Below are 20,359 nucleotides of genomic sequence, written 5' to 3'. Positions count from 1 at the left end.
CTGCCAATCTTTCTTTGATTGCTTTCTCGACAACTGGTCAGTTCTTGCAAGATATTAACGAACTTTTATTGCGGCCTGCCCCTCTTACTTCCTATGATTCCCAGTTCAATTTCTCAATAGCTCAACCAAGATGAAAAAAATAACAGGCTTTTTATTAGCTTCACTCGCATTCAGTCATCCGGTCTGGGCCGATTTTACTCCCCGCACCGCCATTGAAGCTTTACCCCAGGGTCACGATCTGGCTTTAATCATTACAGATCCGGCAAGCGGGAAAACTGTCTTCAGCCAGCGTGCCGAACAGCTGCAGGCCCCAGCCAGCACCCAAAAATTGCTGACGGCTCTCGCTGCCAAATTATATCTGGGCAACGATTTTCGGTTTACTACCCGGGTTGAACAACAGGGTCAGGATTTGATCTTCAGATTCAGCGGTGATCCGACCCTGTCCCGCAACGATCTGGCTGCGATACTGAAACAGCTGAAAACTAAAGGGATTCGTCGTATCACCGGAAATATTTATCTCAACGGCAGCCAGTTCACCGGCTATGAGCAGGCGCCAGGATGGCCCTGGGACAGCCTGGGAGTCTGCTACAGCGCGCCTTCCAGCAGCATCACGCTGGAACACAACTGCGTTCAGGCAGCCCTTTACAGCGATCAATCACTGGGCCAAATCACCCGGCTGCACATACCATCCCACCAGCCGATTACCGCGACCAGTCTGGCGAAAGTCGTCAGCAAATCCCAGCAACAAGTGGAATTCTGTACTCTGGAACTTCAGACCCGCCCTGGCAACCACTACCAGCTCAGCGGCTGTCTGCCACAGCGGGATAAACCATTGCCGCTGAATTTCGCGGTGGTCGATACAGAAGCCTATGTTCGAAGCGTCCTGCAACTGGAACTGGAACGAGCCGGAATCAGCCTCAAAGGCGACATCATCCGCAACGACACTTCGCACGGCGAAGTCCTTGTCACCCACCACTCAGAAAAACTGCCAGCCCTGCTCCAGGTGATGCTGGAAGATTCAGATAACCTGATCGCCGACAACCTGGCCAAAACCCTGGGACAGCGCTACTACGAACAACCCGGCAGTTTCCGCAATGGTACTGAGGCCATTAAGGCGATTATCGGGGAACATACCGGGATTGATCTGAGTCTGGCGGTTCTGGCTGATGGTTCAGGTTTATCACGGGACAACCGGATTATGGCCAGCGACATGATGAAAGTGATCACTTACATCTATCAGCATGATGACAACCTCGGACTGATGAAAGATCTACCGGTTGCCGGATTAACCGGCACGCTGCTTTATCGCCAGAGTGTCCGGCAGGAACCGATAAAACAGCACCTGGCCGCAAAATCCGGTTCGTTGTATGGCACCTTTAACCTGGTTGGTGTCATGACGAGCAAATCCGGCAAACCCTTCCTGGTGGTCCAGTTTGTTACCAACTATCTGCCGCCTGAAAAACCGGACAATGCCCCGGCCGTTGATTCGGAGATTACCCAATTCGAGCGCAAGCTCTATACCGAACTGTACAATGCCTTTTAGAACATAAAAAAGTCTGTAAGTAAGCAGCCACTCAGGAAAACCGAGTGGCTGCCTGGCATTTGGGCGCTGGACAACCCTTTTCATCAGGTTGCTTCATCGCCTGTCCTCAGAAAGGCGGTTCACCGGATTCCGGTAACGGCACATCAAATGAGAACACCACGGCAGAAATCATACGGTACATGCCACAGGCAATCACTAAATCCAGCAACCCTTTCACACCGATTTCTTCAATCAGTGCCTGCTGTGTTTTCTCTGCAATACTTCGTTGATACACCACATCCTGAGCAACCTGCCAGGCATAAAGATAAACAGGTTTCATCTCAGCTGTCGCCACATCGCCTTCCAGGATCTGCTGAATCACATGGCCGGGTAATCCGGCACGCTCTGCGGGCGCAATATGCTTTTCCCACACAAACGGTGCTCCCAGACAACGCGCCGTGGCAAGTATGCCCAACTCCCGGATATCACCGGACAGTTCACTTTGATAGCGAACATAGGTTCCAAGCACTCCCAGATGCTGCGCCAGAGCCGGATGATTCATTAAAGTTCGATACATTCCGGATAATCCGTCCCGGGGGCCAATCAAAGTATCGTAGATAGCCTTTCCCTGTGCATCCAGATCAGCTTTTTCTATCAGCGGTAGCTTCGCCATGTTGTTCTCCGTTTCCTGCGAAACAAATGTAGGGGCAAATATCAGGCTTCCGCCCAGTCCGGATGGTCCAGTTCCTGCCGCCACGGGTTGACGGGCGTCGGAATGTTCGGGTCGCACCGCGCATCAATCACGAAAGGCCCTTGGGCTGCAAAAGCCTGCTCAAAGGCATTTGCCAGTTCCCCCGGGTGTTCAACCACAATGCCTTCGCCCCCTAATGAGCGGGAAAATGCCGCCCAGTCGTGCGTACTCAGGGATGTCAGTTCCTTTGCATTAGCCGTTTCAGCCCGGAGAAAAACGTTCCCCAAAGCACTGTTATTGATCACCAGAACTATCAATGGCAGCTGATGACGGGCTGCCGTCTGAATTTCTATCCCATTCATCAGCATGCAGCCATCCCCCGTGATCACAACACAAGGATGGTCCGGATTGGCAACCTTGGCTCCAACACCTGCCGGAATCGCCCACCCCATGGGGGCAAGCGCCGTTGCGGTCAGGTACTGTCTTGGACCATGTGACTGCCAGTAATGTCCGGCAAATGCCCGGTGAGCACCGGAGTCACCAATGATCACCGTATCTTCCGGCGCGACTTTCTGGAGCTCAGCGATCACCCGGGCCGGGTTCATGGGGCTCGCCTCACTGGTTAAATATTCCGGTTCATAAAAGCGGGGCTGAGAGACAATGGATGTCAGCCACTGCTGGCGTTGATGATTCATTTCCCGGAGTGGTAGCAGCCGCGTTTCCTGTTCTTTCGCCAACAGCCAGCTTAAAACGGCGCTCACATCCCCCTGAACCAGCACATCGACCGGAAAGTTCTTTCCAAACATGCTGATATCGAGATCAACCTGATAGATCCCGGCCTCTGGCTGCAACCCTTGATCCCAGCGCATGGTATCCCGCTGATTCATGCTCGAACCCAACACAAGCAGCAATTGGTTCCCCTCCGCCGGTTGGGCGGAGGCTTCCGAGGCATGCTGATGCAGCAATGCCAGTGTCGAATGCCGCGTTCCTGAATAACCAAACACCCCCAGGGATAACGGATGATTTTCCGGAAACACCCCTTTGGCTTTCAGCGTGGTGGCAACCGGGATCTGATACCTTTCTGCAAACCGGATGAGCGCCTGAGTCGCTTCCGACCGGACGGCGCCGCTGCCCACTAAAATCGTGATATTCGCCATACCTGCCTGACCGGCCTGAATCAGTCCCTGACAGAGTATTTCGGCCCCGGCCAAGTCCAGAGCCCGGGGTGTACGGGTCGCTTCTTGCAAAGCTGCGACCGGATGGGCCTGAGTGTCGATATCCTGGGTCTGAATTTGTTTCGGAAAACTCAGACTCACGGGTTTGAACTCCTGCCCCAGCATGGTTCTGAGCGCTCGGTCCAGCAAATGCGGTACCATCGGTGCTTCCGGGACTTTCATCGCCATTTCCGTGACCGAACTCAGCATCCGGACATCATTTAATCCGGCTTCGCTGGCATCCTGAAAACCGCCCCGGCCACTCCATTCGGTCGGCACTTCACCCGCCAGCACCAGCACGGGTGACTCATCGGTGCAGGCCGCTGCCAGAGGGCCAATCATATTGGCTGTCCCCGGACCGCCAATCCCCATACACACGCCAAACTGGCCACTGGCTCTGGCATAACCATCAGCCATATAAGCAGCACCGGCTTCACTCGCTGCCACGATGGCCTTCACATCCTCTTTGCCCGTCCCAAACTGATTCAGGAACGGGTCAATCACTCCACCAGGTATCATAAAGACATGGTCGACCCCATTCGCCCGGATCGTATTGAGGACATACTTTGCGACGGGGATTTTCTGCTGTTCGTTTTGCATCTGGCCTCCGTCACACCGGTAAGTTTTTCAGAAAATGAAGACTGGGCATAAAGAAGTATTCGCCCCCCTTCATCCGGACAAACCCGGAAAAACTGAAGGAAACCTGTTCTGCTGTCGGGCTTCCCCAACCTTTTGACCAGGATTGCGGTTTCGGGGACTCATTCTCTTTCAGTTGTCCGACTAAAGGGTCCAATCCCACGTCGCCATGCAGAAAATCTTCGTTATTGCACCAGGTGTGCTGCATGAAAATAAACTGATCGACAATACTGGCCTGAAAACTCAGGAACAGCAGACCGGCCTCGGTCCACTCCTGCGACGGTTGCAACTCAGCCTCACCGAAACTGATGCCCCTGCGAACAATGCGGCGGCTCCGCTCAATGGTGGGTGGCGAATTGAACTGGCGCACCGTATCGCCTCTGGGGTTGGTTTTTCTGACATGAGCATGCAGCGGACACTTCAGCCCACCAGCATCATCATTAAAGTTGAAATTATTAAACAGATTGGTCCAGCCGTCTCCGGACTGCTCGCTGATCGGCGTCCCATCCTGAAATCGCCCGACACACAGGGCACCGGCATATTTCGCCGAAATGGTCCGGCCGGTATTCTCAGACAACGTATTGGCAAGCATATCCGCCCGCTGCCAGAACCCTTTGATATTTTGCTGCAACTTCCGGTACACAACGTAGGTACCAAAACTGGCGTGATCCCCGCCCGGGTCCGGCACCATCACCAGGTTCAGCGGCGCACTGGGATCATTGTTGCGGTACCCGCCATTGCGGAATTCTTCCGTGAGCTCGGAAAAAAGAAACTTAGGATTACTCACGCCATCGGTAAAACCAAAATGCTCAATCACTTGCTGCTTGTCATTTCGCATGACATGCCCGTGCTGCACCACAACGATATGCCCGATGCCATTGAGGGAGTCTTTCACTTCCCGCACTAAATCGTTCAGAGTCTTTTCAACATCATCCGACTGTCCGCTGAGCGCAAAAATCAGCATCCCGTCCATGTCCTGAGAAAATGCCGGTTCCCACTGAGACAGATCATCATTGAGCGGATTGGCCGTCGGCTTGTGATTACCGCGCGGCGAGGTGTCATAAGACTGGTCTAAGTCTTTCATTCCGGCGAGAAACGCTGAATCATCCGGCCATTGCTCGCGGGGAATGCCAAGCTTGCGATACCCGGTCGCGCTCAGCATCAGGTTCACGAACAGATGATCCTGCTTGCCAAATTGTTTGAATGCCTGATGCTGCCGCCCCTGTTCAAGCATTGACGTCACTTTTTCCGACATCTGCCGTACCCAGCGCCGGTTTGCAGCTTCATCCTGCCCCAGGCAGAAAAAAACATGACGCGCATAATCCCGGCCATGCCCTTTCAGAATATTGCCCTGTAAATTAGCGAAGACGGTCTGAAAATTCGGATCGTCTAAGTCAATATTGGTCTGATTTAAATTCACTGACATTGCTCATCTCCCCGTATGTCTGATACCACTCAGCTTTCGCCAAATCAGAGACAGCAAAAAAGAAGCCGATGCGGTCCACATCGGCTGGGTATCAACACAATCACTCCGGATGCGCGCTGAACGTATCCGGTTCAGGTAAGGTCGGATTGCCTGGCGCGGCCTGAATGTTTCCGACATTCAGCAAACTGGCAACCATGGCGTAATAACCGGCAGTTAAGGTGATTTCAGTGATTTCCTGAGCGCTGAATCTGGCCTGAATGCCCCCGAACAGCGCATCACTGACCCGTTTACGCACCAGCAAATGCCGAACATAGGTCACCAAATCCCGCTCGTTTTGACTGACTTCAGGTTCATTGTCCGGTAAGCGCCGGTTGCGAATCATCTCAATCACCTGCGGCGATACACCTGCTTTCCGGGCAAATTTTTCATGAAATCCCCATTCAAACTGACAGGCGTTTTCACTCAGTGCCGTCAGAATGACCAACTCTTTCACCCCGGGGTTCAGACAGGAATAAAAGCGCAAAAATGCCCCGAGATCGGCCACCAGCTCTGCCGCCTTCGGTGAATTTAAAAGCAATGCAAACACGCCGGAGACATGCCCTCTGCTGGCCGCAATATGCTCATAGGCTGCCAGCGTTTCGGCGGATAAGCCTGCCGAATCATCAAGATAAGGAAGTCGTGTCATACCACCACCTTAAACATGCTTCAGCGTCGGCAGCTCATTTTCATTGACCAGCAATGCTGCATTGACAGCTGATTCTATGGCCCCCTCAATCCAGGCATGCTTGAGTGAGGCATGCTCTCCGGCAAAATGAAGCCGCGCTTTGCCGGTTTCCGTGCTCGGCCATTCCGACCGGATAATGGCTTTATGAAGCAAATTCAGCTGACCCGGATAGAAAATTGCCGCTTCACCAAAAGCATAGGGATCATTCATCCAGCTCACGGTCGCAGCGCCGACGATATTGTCCTGGTCATCTCTGTATTTCTTCGGATCAAACACGCAGAGATCCCGGATTTTCTGCTGGGCCGTTTCCCTGATGGCGTAATCTGCGCCCGGTTCATGATCCGCATGAACGATCGCGACATTATTGAGGGCGTAGCAGTAGCGTTCGTAATCAGACATGGAATCCCACTTCCGCGCATCGTCCGCCCAGGAATAACTCGCCAGCATCACACCGCCTTTGCTGGAGCCCATTCGCTCACTCGGGTAATACATGAAACGGTTGGGCAAATCGGTCACGGAGCCGCCGCCATAAATATCATTTCTGGTTTCCCAGAAACGCTCCCTGAACTCAAGCAGCACTTTCGTGGCGGCATCGTAATGAAGTTCACGCACCGCTTTCCGTTTCTCCTGACTGATTTCCGGCCAGACCTGAACCATGCGGAAACTGGAAAACGGAATGGTGACGATGGCTTCATCCCAACTGCGATCAGACAGCAGCCTGGCAATGGCGATATCCTGCTCGAGACGGGATTCAATATCGTGCGACACTTCGGTTCTAATTCTGACTTTTCCGGTTGTCTCACACAGATACAGTTCATTGACGGTCTGATTGAGGTAAGTGACATCGTCCAGGCTTTCTTTCTCATAAAATGCCTGGGTAAATTTATCGGTACCACCTTTAATCAACCAGAAAGCCGTGTCGGGACGGATAATGGCCAGTTCAATAAAACTCTGGATGAAGGAATAGGACATTCGGGATTCAAGATTCTCTATGACGCCAATCATCTCCAGCGCATTTTCCGACAAGTGTTCCTCCCCGCTGAGTTCGACAATTGCCTCTTTCAGGAACCGCCGCATGGAATACTCGCCGTATTGCTCAATAATTTTGGGCCATGCTGTTTTCGGGTCGGCCTGAACTTGATTCACCAGATCGCCAATGGCTTTTTCCAGTAATTCAGATGCTGTTGAGTATTTTTCCCTTTCCTTCAGATCGTAATTCAGCAATTCATTGATATCGGAACCTTCATGTTCATAATTTTTCCGCAAAACATGACGACGATTCACATGAACGAGGTTATTTCCGGTTGCTGCAAGATCAGACAAATCAACATTGCCCTGTGCATCCCGGTCCGGATGCTGAATTTTTTCGGACAACGCATCTTTTCTCGAAACGCTTTTATTCAGGAAAAGTTGTTTCTCAACGCCCGTGTAATCAATCAGATACTGCACCAGCTTGTGCTTGTCCGGAATACGCATGGCTCCGGCCTCAGCAGACAGATGATCATCTTCAAAATAACGTTTCTGAGGTGAGTTCCGAAAGGTTCGGATCCGGCCGCCAACCCGGGTATTGGCCTCGACAATCGTGACTTTGTGGCCTGCTTTGCGTAACAGCGCAGCGGAGACCATTCCCGCAATCCCACAACCGATAATCAGGATATCTTTCGGCTCGGTCTGACTTTCCGGTAATCCATTTTTCAGACAGGCCATATAAGATTGAGCAACTTCATCCTGCTCATAAGGTAACAGACCGTGAAATTCATCCTCTAAGAAGCTGACCTCTGACATAACCATCCCTTATTTTTGTATGTGTTGCCTGCCTCTCCCCTCAATGATGAAACAAGGCGGCACAGTGCAAGACGGACTGACTTCTGAAAAGCCAGCCGGAGAAAACTGCTTACTGTGTTCAAAACTAGGTCAGATTGATTCAGATACAAAAAAAGGCGGCATGGAGCAAAGAAAGTCTAACCTCCCTCTCATTTACATTGTGGAACGATGCAAATATTCGGTTTTGACTATTAATACGATCATGACTGAACAAGATTGATCAGTGCCTGATTCAGGGGGTGATCCTGGCGTCAAAAAAAATAGCCCCGACTTATGCCGGGGCCATTCTCAGTCTGTCATCCAATGCAACACTGCATCTTCTGATTAGTCTTGATTTAAACGCGCATGCAGTTCCTGAACTGAAGTCACCGTGTGACGGTCATCAGCAGTCAGTGCCATACAGGTTGCAAAAGCAGCATTCAGCGTTGTGGTGTAGTTTACCTTCTCAGCAAGCGCACCACGGCGCAGGACTTTTGAGTCTTCAATCGCCTGACGGCCTTCCGCGGTGTTGATGATGTAGCTGTACTCATTGTTCTTGATTCGGTCAAGAATGTGAGGACGGCCTTCATGCACCTTGTTCACCAGACGCGGGTTAATGCCCGCTTCGCCCAGAATCACCGCAGTACCATGCGTCGCATCCAGCTCGTAACCCAGTTTCACCAGCTTGGCAGCCAGGTCAACCACACGACGCTTGTCGTTGTTACGGACAGACAGCAGCGCACGGCCCGCATTCTCACGGCTGTGTTCCTTCCCACAACCCAGCTCAGCTTTTGCAAAGGCTTCGGCGAAGGTATCGCCTACACCCATGACTTCACCGGTAGAGCGCATTTCAGGACCAAGCAGCGGGTCAACACCCGGGAACTTGTTGAATGGCAGCACCACTTCTTTCACTGAGTAATACGGCGGAATGATTTCCTTGGTAAAGCCCTGTTGTTCCAGTGACTGTCCGGCCATCACACGTGCCGCAATTTTCGCCAGCGGTGCACCGGTCGCTTTAGAAACGAAAGGTACAGTACGCGCAGCACGCGGGTTCACCTCAATCAGGTAAACTTCGTTGTCTTTCACGGCAAACTGCGTATTCATCAGACCGCGGACACCCAGTTCGAATGCCAGCTTCTCTACCTGACGGCGCATTTCGTCCTGAATTTCCTGGCTCAGGGTATAAGCCGGCAGCGAACACGCCGAGTCACCAGAGTGAACACCCGCTTGTTCGATATGCTCCATGATACCGCCAATGACGACACGCTCACCGTCGCAGATCGCATCGACATCAACTTCGGTTGCGTCATCCAGGAAACGGTCCAGCAGTACCGGTGATTCGTTCGATACGCTCACGGCTTCATTGAAGTAACGACGCAGGTCCGCTTCGTCGTAGACGATTTCCATCGCACGACCACCCAGTACATACGAAGGACGAACCACCAGCGGGAAACCAATTTCTTTTGATTTCTCAACCGCCTGCTCCATGGTTGTCACGGTCGCATTTTCAGGCTGTTTCAGGCCAAGACGCTCAACGGCAGCCTGGAAACGCTCACGGTCTTCTGCACGGTCAATTGCATCCGGGCTGGTACCGATAATCGGCACACCGGCTGCTTCCAGTGCACGGGCCAGTTTCAGCGGCGTCTGGCCACCGTACTGAACAATCACACCTTTTGGTTTCTCAACACGAACAATCGACAGTACGTCTTCCAGGGTGACCGGTTCAAAGTACAGACGGTCTGACGTGTCATAATCGGTTGATACAGTCTCCGGGTTACAGTTAACCATAATAGTTTCGTAACCGTCTTCGCGCAGTGCCAGAGAGGCGTGCACACAACAGTAATCGAATTCAATTCCCTGACCGATACGGTTCGGACCACCGCCCAGGACCATGATCTTGTCACGGTCAGTCGGGTTCGCTTCACACTCTTCATCGTAAGATGAGTACATGTAAGCAGTATCAGAAGAGAACTCAGCCGCACAGGTATCCACACGCTTATAAACCGGGTGGATGTTGTGGCGGTCACGCTCTTTACGAATTTCCAGTTCCGCCACACCCAGCAGTTTAGCCAGACGGGCATCGGAGAAACCTTTACGCTTCAGCTGACGCAGGAAGTCACCCGTCAAACCGGCAAAACCACCTTCTTTCACCTTGGCTTCCAGCTTCACCAGCTCTTCAATCTGAACCAGGAACCAGCGGTCGATGTTCGTCAGGTTGAAAACACCATCAACAGACAGACCAGCACGGAAAGCATCCGCGATGTACCAGATACGCTCAGCACCAGCTTCTTTCAGCTCGTGGCGGATCTTGGTCAGCGCTTCGGGATCGTCCAGATCGACCATCTCATCGAAACCATTGGCACCGACTTCCAGGCCGCGCAGTGCTTTTTGCAGCGATTCCTGCTGGTTACGACCAATAGCCATCACTTCACCCACAGACTTCATCTGTGTAGTCAGGCGATCGTTGGCGCCGGCAAATTTTTCAAAGTTGAAGCGAGGAATCTTCGTTACAACGTAGTCGATAGTCGGCTCGAATGAAGCCGGTGTCGCACCACCGGTGATGTCGTTCATCAGCTCATCCAGCGTGAAGCCGATGGCCAGTTTGGCTGCCACTTTTGCAATCGGGAAACCGGTTGCTTTGGATGCCAATGCAGACGAGCGGGAAACACGCGGGTTCATCTCGATGATCACCATCCGGCCATCTTTCGGGTTTATTCCGAACTGAACGTTGGAACCACCGGTTTCTACACCGATTTCGCGCAGAACAGCCAGAGATGCATTTCGCATCAGCTGGTATTCTTTGTCCGTCAGAGTCTGCGCCGGCGCAACCGTGATGGAGTCACCGGTGTGAATGCCCATCGGGTCAAAGTTTTCGATGGCACACACGATGATGCAGTTGTCGTTCTTATCACGAACCACTTCCATCTCGTATTCTTTCCAGCCAATCAGCGACTCATCAATCAGCAGCTCATTGGTTGGTGACAGATCCAGACCGCGACGGCAGATCTCTTCAAATTCTTCTTTGTTATAAGCGATACCACCGCCGGTACCACCCATGGTGAAGGATGGACGGATAATACAAGGGAAGCCGACCATATCGAGGACTTTGTAGGCTTCTTCCATGTTTTTCGCTGTATCTGCGCGCGGACACGCCAGACCAATCGATTTCATCGCTTTATCAAAGCGTGAACGGTCTTCTGCTTTGTCGATGGCATCAGCCGTCGCACCAATCATCTCGACGCCGAACTCTTCCAGCACGCCATGCTTTTCCAGCGCCAGTGCGCAGTTCAGTGCAGTCTGGCCGCCCATGGTTGGCAGTATCGCGTCCGGACGTTCTTTTTCGATGATTTTACGAACAACTTCCCAATGAATCGGCTCAATATAAGTTGCATCCGCCATTTCCGGATCGGTCATGATGGTGGCCGGATTCGAGTTCACCAGAATGACGCGGTAGCCTTCTTCACGCAGCGCTTTACAGGCCTGAGCACCTGAGTAGTCAAACTCACAGGCCTGACCAATCACGATTGGACCGGCACCCAGAATCAGAACACTTTGTATGTCAGTACGTTTTGGCATCGTTTTACTACTCCGGCTTAGGCGCTGTGCTGTTTAATCAGTTCGATAAAGTGGTCAAAAAGTGGTGCCGCATCATGCGGACCCGGGCTGGCTTCAGGGTGTCCCTGGAAGCTGAAAGCCGGTTTGTCGGTACGGTGAATCCCTTGCAGAGAGCCATCGAACAGCGATTTGTGCGTGGCACGCAGATTTTCAGGCAGGGTGTCTTCATCTGCCGCAAAACCGTGGTTCTGACTGGTGATCATCACCACATCACGCTCGAGATCTTTAACCGGGTGGTTGGCACCATGGTGACCGAATTTCATTTTCACGGTCTTCGCACCGCTGGCCAGTGCTAGAATCTGGTGACCAAGACAGATACCGAAAATTGGCAGACCTTTGTCCAGGAAGGTTTGGGTCGCTTCAATGGCGTAAGTACATGGCTCAGGGTCACCCGGGCCGTTTGACAGAAAAACACCGTCCGGATTCATCGCCAGGACTTCTTCGGCTGAAGTTTCAGCCGGTACCACCGTCAGACGGCAGCCACGGTCGACCAGCATGCGCAGGATATTACGCTTGGCACCAAAATCGTATGCCACAACGTGGTATGGCAGTTCGCTCGCATCTTTCGCTTCCGGCAGACCATTCTCCAGCGTCCAAGAGCCTTGCGTCCAGCTGTAGCTTTCTTTAGTCGTCACCACTTTCGCCAGATCCATGCCTTTCAGACCCGGGAACGCTTTTGCTTTTTCCAGCGCCAGAGCCGGGTCCAGATTATCACCAGCCATAATGCAGCCGTTCTGTGCACCTTTTTCGCGCAGCAGTCGGGTCAGTTTACGGGTATCAATATCAGCAATGCCGACAATGTTCTGGGATTTCAGATAATCAGACAGGGTCTGCTGGGAACGGAAATTTGAAGCAATCAGAGGGAGGTCGCGAATCACCAGGCCTTGCGCATGGATTGAAGTTGATTCTTCGTCTTCGGAATTAGTACCGGTGTTGCCAATGTGGGGATAGGTAAGAGTAACGATCTGTTGCGAATAAGAGGGGTCAGTGAGAATTTCCTGATACCCCGTCATCGAGGTATTGAAAACAACTTCACCAACGGCCGAACCATCTGCACCGATGGATACGCCGTGGAATACAGTCCCGTCTTCAAGGACTAACAGCGCCGATTTGCTCAAGACAACCTCCAATCTTCATAAAAACGCAAATAAAACAGATAAAATTGCATTTACCTATTCCATAGAAAGTCATAAACCGAGTCAAGCCGATTTTTGACAAATTGCGCGCATTCTAGAGATCCACGTCCAAGGTGTCAACAAATGGATAAAATTAAATTTAAAATATCGACTGAACAGACCGCTTATTCAGCCAAACCCACGAAAGCATACCTTTTCCTGCCAATTTTCACCGGAAATTTGAGATGCATGTTCAGGCAACCGTTTGCAGCGAATCGGACAAACAGACAGAACAAAAAAGTCATGTCAAACCCCTCAAAATGAAGAGGATAACTCAAACTTTTCGCACCAATAAGCCAAAATACCCCAACAAACCATTAAAACAACACCCAAACTCAGTAACACTCAAAGAATGCCCGCACAAGAATCCATGCCCACTCAAATTGAAAATTTATGCAGAATGAACAAATTCAACGGCAACTCATCCTGACATCCGGCGAAAAAAAAGCGGCCATCCTAATGGCCGCTTTTTCTGTTACAGGTCATTCAACCCGAGCACATCCTGCATGGTGTAAAACCCTGCAGGCTGACTGTTCAGCCAGGCCGCAGCCCGGACAGCCCCGTTGGCAAACGTCATCCGATCCGTGGCTTTGTGCGTGATCTCTACCCGCTCGCCAATATCAGCAAACATCGCCGTGTGCTCACCCACAATATCTCCGGCACGAATCGTCGCGAAGCCAATCTCATGACGACTGCGTTCACCAGTGATTCCCTCTCGCGCATATACCGCGACATCACTCAGTTTATTTCCCATCGCACCAGCAATGGCTTCACCCATGCCCAGGGCCGTGCCGGAAGGCGCGTCCACTTTGTGTCTGTGGTGTGATTCAATAATTTCAATATCGCAGTAGTCGCCCATAATCTTGGCGGCTTTTTCCAGTAGTTTGAATGTCAGGTTTACACCCACACTGTAGTTAGGTGCCATGACAACAGAGATCTGACTGGCGGCAGCATCAATCTGCGCTTTTTCTGCTTCACTGAATCCCGTCGTACCAATCACAATTTTCTTGTGATGCCGCTGGCATAACGCCAGATTCGCCAGCGTCGCCACTGGTGCCGTAAAATCGATCAGCACATCAAAGTCGTTGATTGCTTTTTCCAGATCATCAACGACAACCACGTCCAGCTTGCCAATACCTGCCAACTCTCCGGCATCAACACCGATCAGGCTGCTTTGCGGACGTTCTGTTGCAGCTCCCACACGGGCATACTCAGACTGAGCCGTCGCCTTCAGTAACTGGCGTCCCATTCGCCCTGCCGCACCGGCAACTGCGATTCTGACCATAGCTGTTTCTCCTTAAAAATGTCAGCTTATGAGAGTCTGTTTGTTTTTCAGCACACGACCATTCTAAAGTCATATATGTCCTGAAAAATAAACAACTCACAAAATACTTATCTACCTTTCGCTGCGCGTAACTCTTCGCCTCCATCAGAAGAATGGCATCAAACAACCCGTTCGATGGTGAAGAAACACAACTGATTCTGCGGCACTGAGTAAAGAAAGACGAAAAATTGCTTATGCGCAGCCCACTAATCTAGCCTGTCTACCGGCGAAAAAAAACCCCGGCATAACCGGGGTTCCAGAAATAATGATTCTTCACAGCTGACTTAGCCGACGTTCTTCACCTGAAGCTCACGTGGCACTTCAAAGAACATATTCTCTTCACGGCCGCTCAGTTCTTCAACCTCACCGCCGGCCAGCGTCTGAATACGCGCGATAATCTGATTCACCAGCGCTTCAGGTGCAGAAGCCCCTGCAGTCACACCCACACTTTGGGTGCCCGTGAACCAGTTTGCATCAACATCTTCTTCACAGTCAGTCAGATAACTTGGTGTCCCAAGTTTTTCAGCCAGCTCACGGAGACGGTTGGAATTTGAGGAGTTCTTCGACCCCACCACAATCATCACGTCAACACTGGCGGCCATCTCACGCACCGCATCCTGACGATTCTGGGTGGCATAGCAAATATCGTCTTTGCGCGGTCCCTGAATATCCGGGAAAACTTCCCGCAAACGGTCAATGACATCCGCCGTTTCATCTACCGACAGGGTCGTCTGGCTGACATAGTGCAAATTGCCCGGCTCTTTCACTACGCCGGTCAGCTTGTCGACATCAGCCGGCGTCTCAACCAGATACATCCCGCCCGTTTCACTGGCGTACTGACCCATGGTGCCTTCCACTTCCGGATGACCGGCATGGCCAATCAGCACGACTTCCATATCCCGGCGGCTGGCACGCGCGACTTCCATATGGACTTTGGTGACCAGCGGACAAGTGGCATCAAATACGGTAAGTTTACGGGCTTTCGCTTCATTGCGAACAGCCTGAGAAACACCATGCGCCGAGAAAATAACGATGTTGTCATCCGGTACTTCGCTCAGCTCTTCCACGAAGATCGCACCGCGTTGTTTCAGTCCTTCCACGACAAATCGGTTGTGAACCACCTCGTGCCGAACGTAAATTGGCGGCTGATACAGTTCCAGCGCCCGCTCAACAATACTGATGGCGCGGTCAACACCAGCACAAAAGCCACGAGGGTTAGCAAGTAAGATTTTCATATCTGGGACTCTTTTTCTGCAATCCTTCCAACCCGGTTCCGGACCGGGTCGGTCATGGTTTAGCCTTCGATGCCGACAACTTCAACATCAAAGGTGACCCGCTGACCAGCCAGCGGATGATTAAAATCAACGGTCACGGAATCACCGACAACGGCCGTAATCACACCAGGAATATCCTGCCCGTCCGGGCCGCTAAAGGCAATAATTGTTCCGACCTCAGCCGGTGCTTCAGCACCAAAACGTGCCAAATCAACATGATGAATGTTATCCGGATTCGGCAGACCGAATGCGTCTTCAGGCTCAAGAACAAACTGACTTTTCTCGCCTTCAGCAAGACCCAGCAGGCAGCGCTCAAAGTTGTCGGTCAGACTGCCATCACCCATGCGAAATTTGGCGGGTTTTCCCATCGCTTGCGTCGATTCAGCAACCGAACCGTCTTCCAGCTTGATGGAAAAATGCATTAAAACTTCACTGTTTTCTGTAATTACCGACATGTGTACATCCTGATTTCGAGTTGCGGCAAAGTGCAGAACATCGCCTCTGCACTTCTTCCTGATGCAACGCTTTTTACAATAAAGCGCCGCCCGTCGCAACGGGCAGCGCCTGCTTCGTGAGCTCGCACCGAAATTACCGGCTGCTTTCTTTGGTCTTACTTTTCCCGGCCAGAAAACCTTCCAGGATGATCAAAGCGGCACCAATGCAGATCGCTGAATCAGCGATATTAAACGCAGGCCAGTGTTTCTGCCCGATATAGAAATCCAGAAAATCCACCACAAAGCCGTGGTACAGACGATCAAACAGATTTCCAAGTGCGCCGCCAATGATCAGTGCGTAAGCACTATTGGCCACCCCATGGCTGGCTGGCGTGCGACGCATCCAGAGCAGCAGCAACCCTGTTACACCCAGAGCAATCGCTGTAAACAGCCAGCGCTGCCAACCACTTGCATCACTCAGGAAACTGAAAGCTGCGCCATAGTTGTGAACATACAGCAGGTTAAAAAATGGCAAGACCTCAATGCGATTCGGCCAGCCATATCCCATGGTATCCATCACCAGCAGCTTGCTGCCAATATCGATCGCAAAGACCAGAACCGCCAGCCACAGCCAGCGGATTCCGGATTGCTTCAGAGTCGGTAAACTACTCATCAGGCAAACTTACGCTCTTCGCCCTGACCATCAATGTTGGTCACACAACGGCCACAGATTTTCTCGTGTCCGGCGATAGTGCCAACATCGGCCACATGGTGCCAGCAGCGATCACATTTCTCTGCTTCTGCCGGAGTCACCAGGACAGACAGACCCGCAACATCCGTTGCTTTCGCTTCTGCAGGCTTATTGTCAGTCAGTGCGACTTTCGCTTTAGACGTCAGCAGCACGAAACGCAGTTCATCTTCCAGACGGTTCAGTTTGTCCGCCAGTTCAGAATCAGCATACAGAGTCACTTCTGCCTGCAGGGCGCCGCCGATGCGTTTCTCATTCCGAGCTTCTTCCAGCAGTTTATTCACGGCACCGCGCACGGCCTGAACTTCAGTCCAGAACTCATTGCTGAAAGCTTCATCGTCAGCCAGACCAAACAGACCTTCGAACCACTCACCAGTGAAGACAAAGGTGTCGCGCTCACCCGGCATTTCATTCCAGATTTCATCTGCCGTGAAAGACATGATTGGTGCCATCCAGCGAACCAGTGCTTCCACAATGTAGTACAGAGCCGTCTGACAACTCCGCTGAGCGTGGCCACCACGTTTCGCTGTGTACTGACGGTCTTTGATGACATCCAGATAGAAAGAGCCCATCTCAATGGAGCAGAAGTGCATCAGACGCTGTGTCACCGCATGCAGGTTGTATTCATCATAAGCAGTAATGATTTCTTCCTGAGCAGCTTTCGCCTGAGCCACAGCCCAGCGATCCAGTGCCACCATCTCTTCTGCCGGTACGCAATCCGTCGCCGGGTTGAAACCACTCAGGTTCGCCAGCAGGAATCGCGCGGTGTTCCGGATACGACGGTAAGCATCGGCGCTGCGCTTCAGAATCTCGTCAGATACAGCCACTTCGCCAGTGTAATCTGTCGATGCCACCCACAGACGCAGAATATCGGCACCCAGCTTGTTGGTCACATCTTTCGGTGCAACCACGTTGCCGATCGATTTAGACATCTTACGGCCCTGGCCATCCACCACGAAGCCGTGCGTCAGTACCTGACGGTAAGGCGCTTTGTTTTTCATCGCGACAGACGAGATCAGAGAAGACTGGAACCAGCCACGGTGCTGGTCTGAACCTTCCAGATACAGGTCAGCTGCATTACCGTGAAACTCTTCACGGGTATCAACCACTGCATAGTGGGTCACACCAGAGTCAAACCAGACATCCAGTGTATCCAGTACTTTCTCGTACTGTTCAGCGTCGGCTTCACCCATGAGCTCAGCAGGGTTCACATCCCACCACGCCTGAATTCCTTTTTCTTCCACCAGCTGAGCGACTTTTTCGATCAGTTCAGCGGTATTCGGATGCAGATCCTGCGTTTCTTTATGAACAAAGAGCGCAATCGGCACACCCCAGGTCCGCTGACGGGAGATACACCACTCCGGACGGCCCTCAACCATGCTTTCAATCCGGCTTTGGCCCCACTCCGGCATCCACTGGACGCCTTTGATTTCTTCCAGCGCTTTCGCACGCAGACCATTTTGATCCATCGAAACGAACCACTGCGGGGTTGCACGGAAGATAATTGGCGTTTTATGACGCCAGCAGTGCGGGTAGCTGTGCTCGTAAGCATGATGATGCAGCAGCGCACCATGTTCTTTCAGCGTTTCAACCACTGCATCATTTGCCTTAAATACGTGCTGTCCGGCAAACAGTTCTGTGTCTGGTAGATAAACACCGTTGCTGCCAACCGGGTTGGCGACTTCCAGACCATATTTCTGACCGACCGCGAAGTCTTCCTGACCGTGGCCAGGAGCCGTGTGTACACAGCCCGTACCGGATTCAGTGGTCACGTGATCGCCCAGAATCACTGGCACATCAAAGCTGTAGAACGGATGGTTGAAACGCAGCAGATCCAGTGATGCACCTTTGGCAAAACCAAGGTTGTGATAATGCTCGATACCGGCACGATCCATCACATCTTTGGCCAGCTCAGCGGCCATGATCAGACGCTCAGGCTTATCACCTTCGACCTGAATCAGTACATATTCCAGATCATCACGCACAGCCACAGCACGGTTGGCAGGCAGTGTCCAAGGCGTCGTGGTCCAGATCACGATAGAAACGTCGCCCCGGCCCTGATGTTCCTCAGTCATCTGAAACTTGCTCAGAACCTCAGCTTCATCAGCGGCTTTAAATTTCACATCGATCGAAGGTGAAACTTTGTTTTTGTACTCAACTTCGGCTTCCGCAAGTGCAGAACCGCAGTCGGTACACCAGTGAACAGGCTTGAAGCCTTTCAGCAGGTGACCGTTATCAGCAATTTTGCCCAATGCACGGATAATGTTAGCTTCAGTGCCGAAATCCATAGTGCGGTATGGTTTGTCCCACTCGCCCAGAACACCCAGGCGAATGAAGCTTTCTTTCTGGCCTTCAACCTGACCGGCCGCATAGCTGCGACACTTCTCGCGAAACTCGGCAGCAGTCACTTTCTGTCCCGGCTTACCGACTTTCTTCTCAACCATCAGTTCGATTGGCAGACCGTGGCAGTCCCAACCCGGTACATATGGCGCGTCAAAGCCAGACAATGTCTTCGACTTAATAATAATGTCTTTGAGAATCTTGTTCAGTGCGTGACCAATATGAATATCACCATTGGCATAAGGAGGGCCGTCGTGCAGCACGAAAGACTTTTTACCTTTCTTGGCTTTACGGATTTCACCGTAAAGATCCTCATCATACCAACGCTTCAGCATGGCAGGCTCGCGTTGGGCCAGGTTGCCTCGCATCGGAAACCCTGTTTCAGGCAGGTTCAGGGTATCTTTATAGTCGCTCATTGATTCTCAATTCCGTTACTTGGGCGAAGTTGGACATGTTGACGATGCTCAGACAGCCACACCCGCGCTGTCTGGGCATCACGCTCGATTTGCGCTTTCAGCGCATCAAAGGAGGCGAATTTAATTTCATCTCTTAATTTGTGGTGCAGAACCACTTCAATCTGACAACCATAGATATCAGACTGATAATCAAATACATGGACTTCCAGTTGCTGGCGCTCACCGTTCACTGTCGGCCGTCTGCCGACATTGGCAACTCCGGGCAGCGGCTGTTCAGCCACACCCAGTACCTCGACAGCATACACACCGGAAACCGGTGACACACGGCGCTTGAGCGGCACATTTGCCGTCGGAAAACCAATCGTACGGCCCAGTTTCCGGCCATGAGAGACACGGCCACTGATACTGTACGGCCGACCCAGCATGATTTCCGCTGCGGCCAGATCGTCCCGGGCAAGTGCTTCACGAATCGCCGTACTGCTGACCCGCTGCGTTTCAACACAAAAACTCTGCGTGCTGACCACCTCAAAGCCGAACTCACGTCCGGCAGCTTCCAGCATGGCAAAATCACCGCTGCGGCCTTTACCGAAGCAGAAATCATCGCCAACCACCAGAAACTTAACACCCAATTGTTCCACCAACAAGCGGCGAACGAAATCATGCGGCGACATGTTCGCAAATCGGGTATTGAAGTTGACGCACAGCAGGCGATCGATACCCGCTTTTCTCAGTTGCTGATACTTATCGCGAAAGCGGGTTAACCGGGCCGGTGCTTTGTCTTTGGCAAACAGCTCCATCGGCTGCGGCTCAAAGGTCATGACCGTCGCAGGAACCCCTAACCGCCGGGCCTGCTCACGCACCTGAGACAATACCGCCAGATGGCCCAGATGGACCCCATCAAAATTACCTATCGTCAGAACACAGCCATGATGGCCGGGCCGGATATTGTGGATTCCTCGGATCAATTCCATCTGCAGCTTATCATTACCAAAGTCAAAAACTGACGGATTATATACC

The 20,359-nt window shown here is 52.0% G+C and carries 14 protein-coding genes; 1 reads left to right on the top strand and 13 read right to left on the bottom strand.

The genetic code is table 11. The annotated features are described in order from the left end of the window. The first annotated feature begins 130 nt into the window (after nt 1–130). Nucleotides 131–1,543 carry a serine-type D-Ala-D-Ala carboxypeptidase gene (dacB, locus tag ACYP03_RS08780; protein ID WP_459779263.1) on the top strand — a complete coding sequence of 471 codons (1,413 nt, stop codon included), beginning with the start codon at nt 131–133 and terminating at the stop codon, nt 1,541–1,543. Between the two features lie 106 nt (nt 1,544–1,649). Here dacB and ACYP03_RS08775 read toward each other — a convergent pair whose 3' ends face one another. From ACYP03_RS08775 to ribF, 13 genes are all read right to left on the bottom strand, one after another. Beyond that, nucleotides 1,650–2,195: a carboxymuconolactone decarboxylase family protein gene (locus ACYP03_RS08775; RefSeq protein ID WP_459779262.1), complete on the bottom strand. Its 546-nt coding sequence runs from the start codon at nt 2,193–2,195 to the stop codon at nt 1,650–1,652. A 41-nt stretch (nt 2,196–2,236) separates the two neighbouring features. Next, a complete protein-coding gene (locus tag ACYP03_RS08770) occupies nt 2,237–4,027 on the bottom strand; it encodes a thiamine pyrophosphate-binding protein (RefSeq protein ID WP_459779261.1) in 1,791 nt (596 codons plus the stop codon). A gap of 10 nt (nt 4,028–4,037) precedes the next feature. Continuing rightward, complete coding sequence (locus tag ACYP03_RS08765; RefSeq protein WP_459779260.1) at nt 4,038–5,489, bottom strand: Dyp-type peroxidase; 1,452 nt, start codon at nt 5,487–5,489, stop codon at nt 4,038–4,040. A gap of 100 nt (nt 5,490–5,589) precedes the next feature. Beyond that, on the bottom strand, nt 5,590–6,174 hold the full coding sequence (locus tag ACYP03_RS08760) for a carboxymuconolactone decarboxylase family protein (protein ID WP_459779259.1): 585 nt from the start codon (nt 6,172–6,174) through the stop codon (nt 5,590–5,592). 9 nt (nt 6,175–6,183) lie between these two features. After that, the gene (locus ACYP03_RS08755) at nt 6,184–7,998 is read right to left on the bottom strand and encodes a flavin monoamine oxidase family protein (RefSeq protein WP_459779258.1); all 1,815 of its coding nucleotides are present in this window, start codon (nt 7,996–7,998) and stop codon (nt 6,184–6,186) included. 363 nt (nt 7,999–8,361) lie between these two features. After that, the gene (gene carB / locus ACYP03_RS08750) at nt 8,362–11,592 is read right to left on the bottom strand and encodes a carbamoyl-phosphate synthase large subunit (protein WP_248141334.1); all 3,231 of its coding nucleotides are present in this window, start codon (nt 11,590–11,592) and stop codon (nt 8,362–8,364) included. 17 nt (nt 11,593–11,609) lie between these two features. Continuing rightward, the gene (gene carA / locus ACYP03_RS08745; RefSeq protein ID WP_248141335.1) at nt 11,610–12,749 is read right to left on the bottom strand and encodes a glutamine-hydrolyzing carbamoyl-phosphate synthase small subunit; all 1,140 of its coding nucleotides are present in this window, start codon (nt 12,747–12,749) and stop codon (nt 11,610–11,612) included. A 532-nt stretch (nt 12,750–13,281) separates the two neighbouring features. Then, entirely contained in the window at nt 13,282–14,091 is an 810-nt protein-coding gene (gene dapB / locus ACYP03_RS08740) for a 4-hydroxy-tetrahydrodipicolinate reductase (RefSeq protein ID WP_459779257.1), read from the bottom strand. 323 nt (nt 14,092–14,414) lie between these two features. Then, nucleotides 14,415–15,365 carry a 4-hydroxy-3-methylbut-2-enyl diphosphate reductase gene (gene ispH / locus ACYP03_RS08735; protein WP_248141337.1) on the bottom strand — a complete coding sequence of 317 codons (951 nt, stop codon included), beginning with the start codon at nt 15,363–15,365 and terminating at the stop codon, nt 14,415–14,417. 59 nt (nt 15,366–15,424) lie between these two features. Beyond that, entirely contained in the window at nt 15,425–15,859 is a 435-nt protein-coding gene (gene fkpB, locus ACYP03_RS08730; RefSeq protein WP_330960526.1) for an FKBP-type peptidyl-prolyl cis-trans isomerase, read from the bottom strand. A 133-nt stretch (nt 15,860–15,992) separates the two neighbouring features. After that, nucleotides 15,993–16,511, bottom strand: coding sequence for a signal peptidase II (lspA, locus tag ACYP03_RS08725; protein WP_371929347.1), 519 nt, complete (start codon nt 16,509–16,511; stop codon nt 15,993–15,995). Next, nucleotides 16,511–19,342: an isoleucine--tRNA ligase gene (ileS, locus tag ACYP03_RS08720; protein WP_330960525.1), complete on the bottom strand. Its 2,832-nt coding sequence runs from the start codon at nt 19,340–19,342 to the stop codon at nt 16,511–16,513. The genes lspA and ileS overlap by 1 nt, the downstream gene beginning before the upstream one ends. Further along, entirely contained in the window at nt 19,339–20,313 is a 975-nt protein-coding gene (gene ribF, locus ACYP03_RS08715) for a bifunctional riboflavin kinase/FAD synthetase (protein WP_248141340.1), read from the bottom strand. Before ribF ends, ileS begins: the two co-directional genes overlap by 4 nt. Between the last annotated feature and the right edge of the window lie 46 nt (nt 20,314–20,359).

Source organism: Photobacterium sp. R1 (assembly GCF_054600795.1).
Note: the sequence above shows the minus strand (reverse complement) of the source record. Positions and strands in the feature narration are given on the sequence as shown.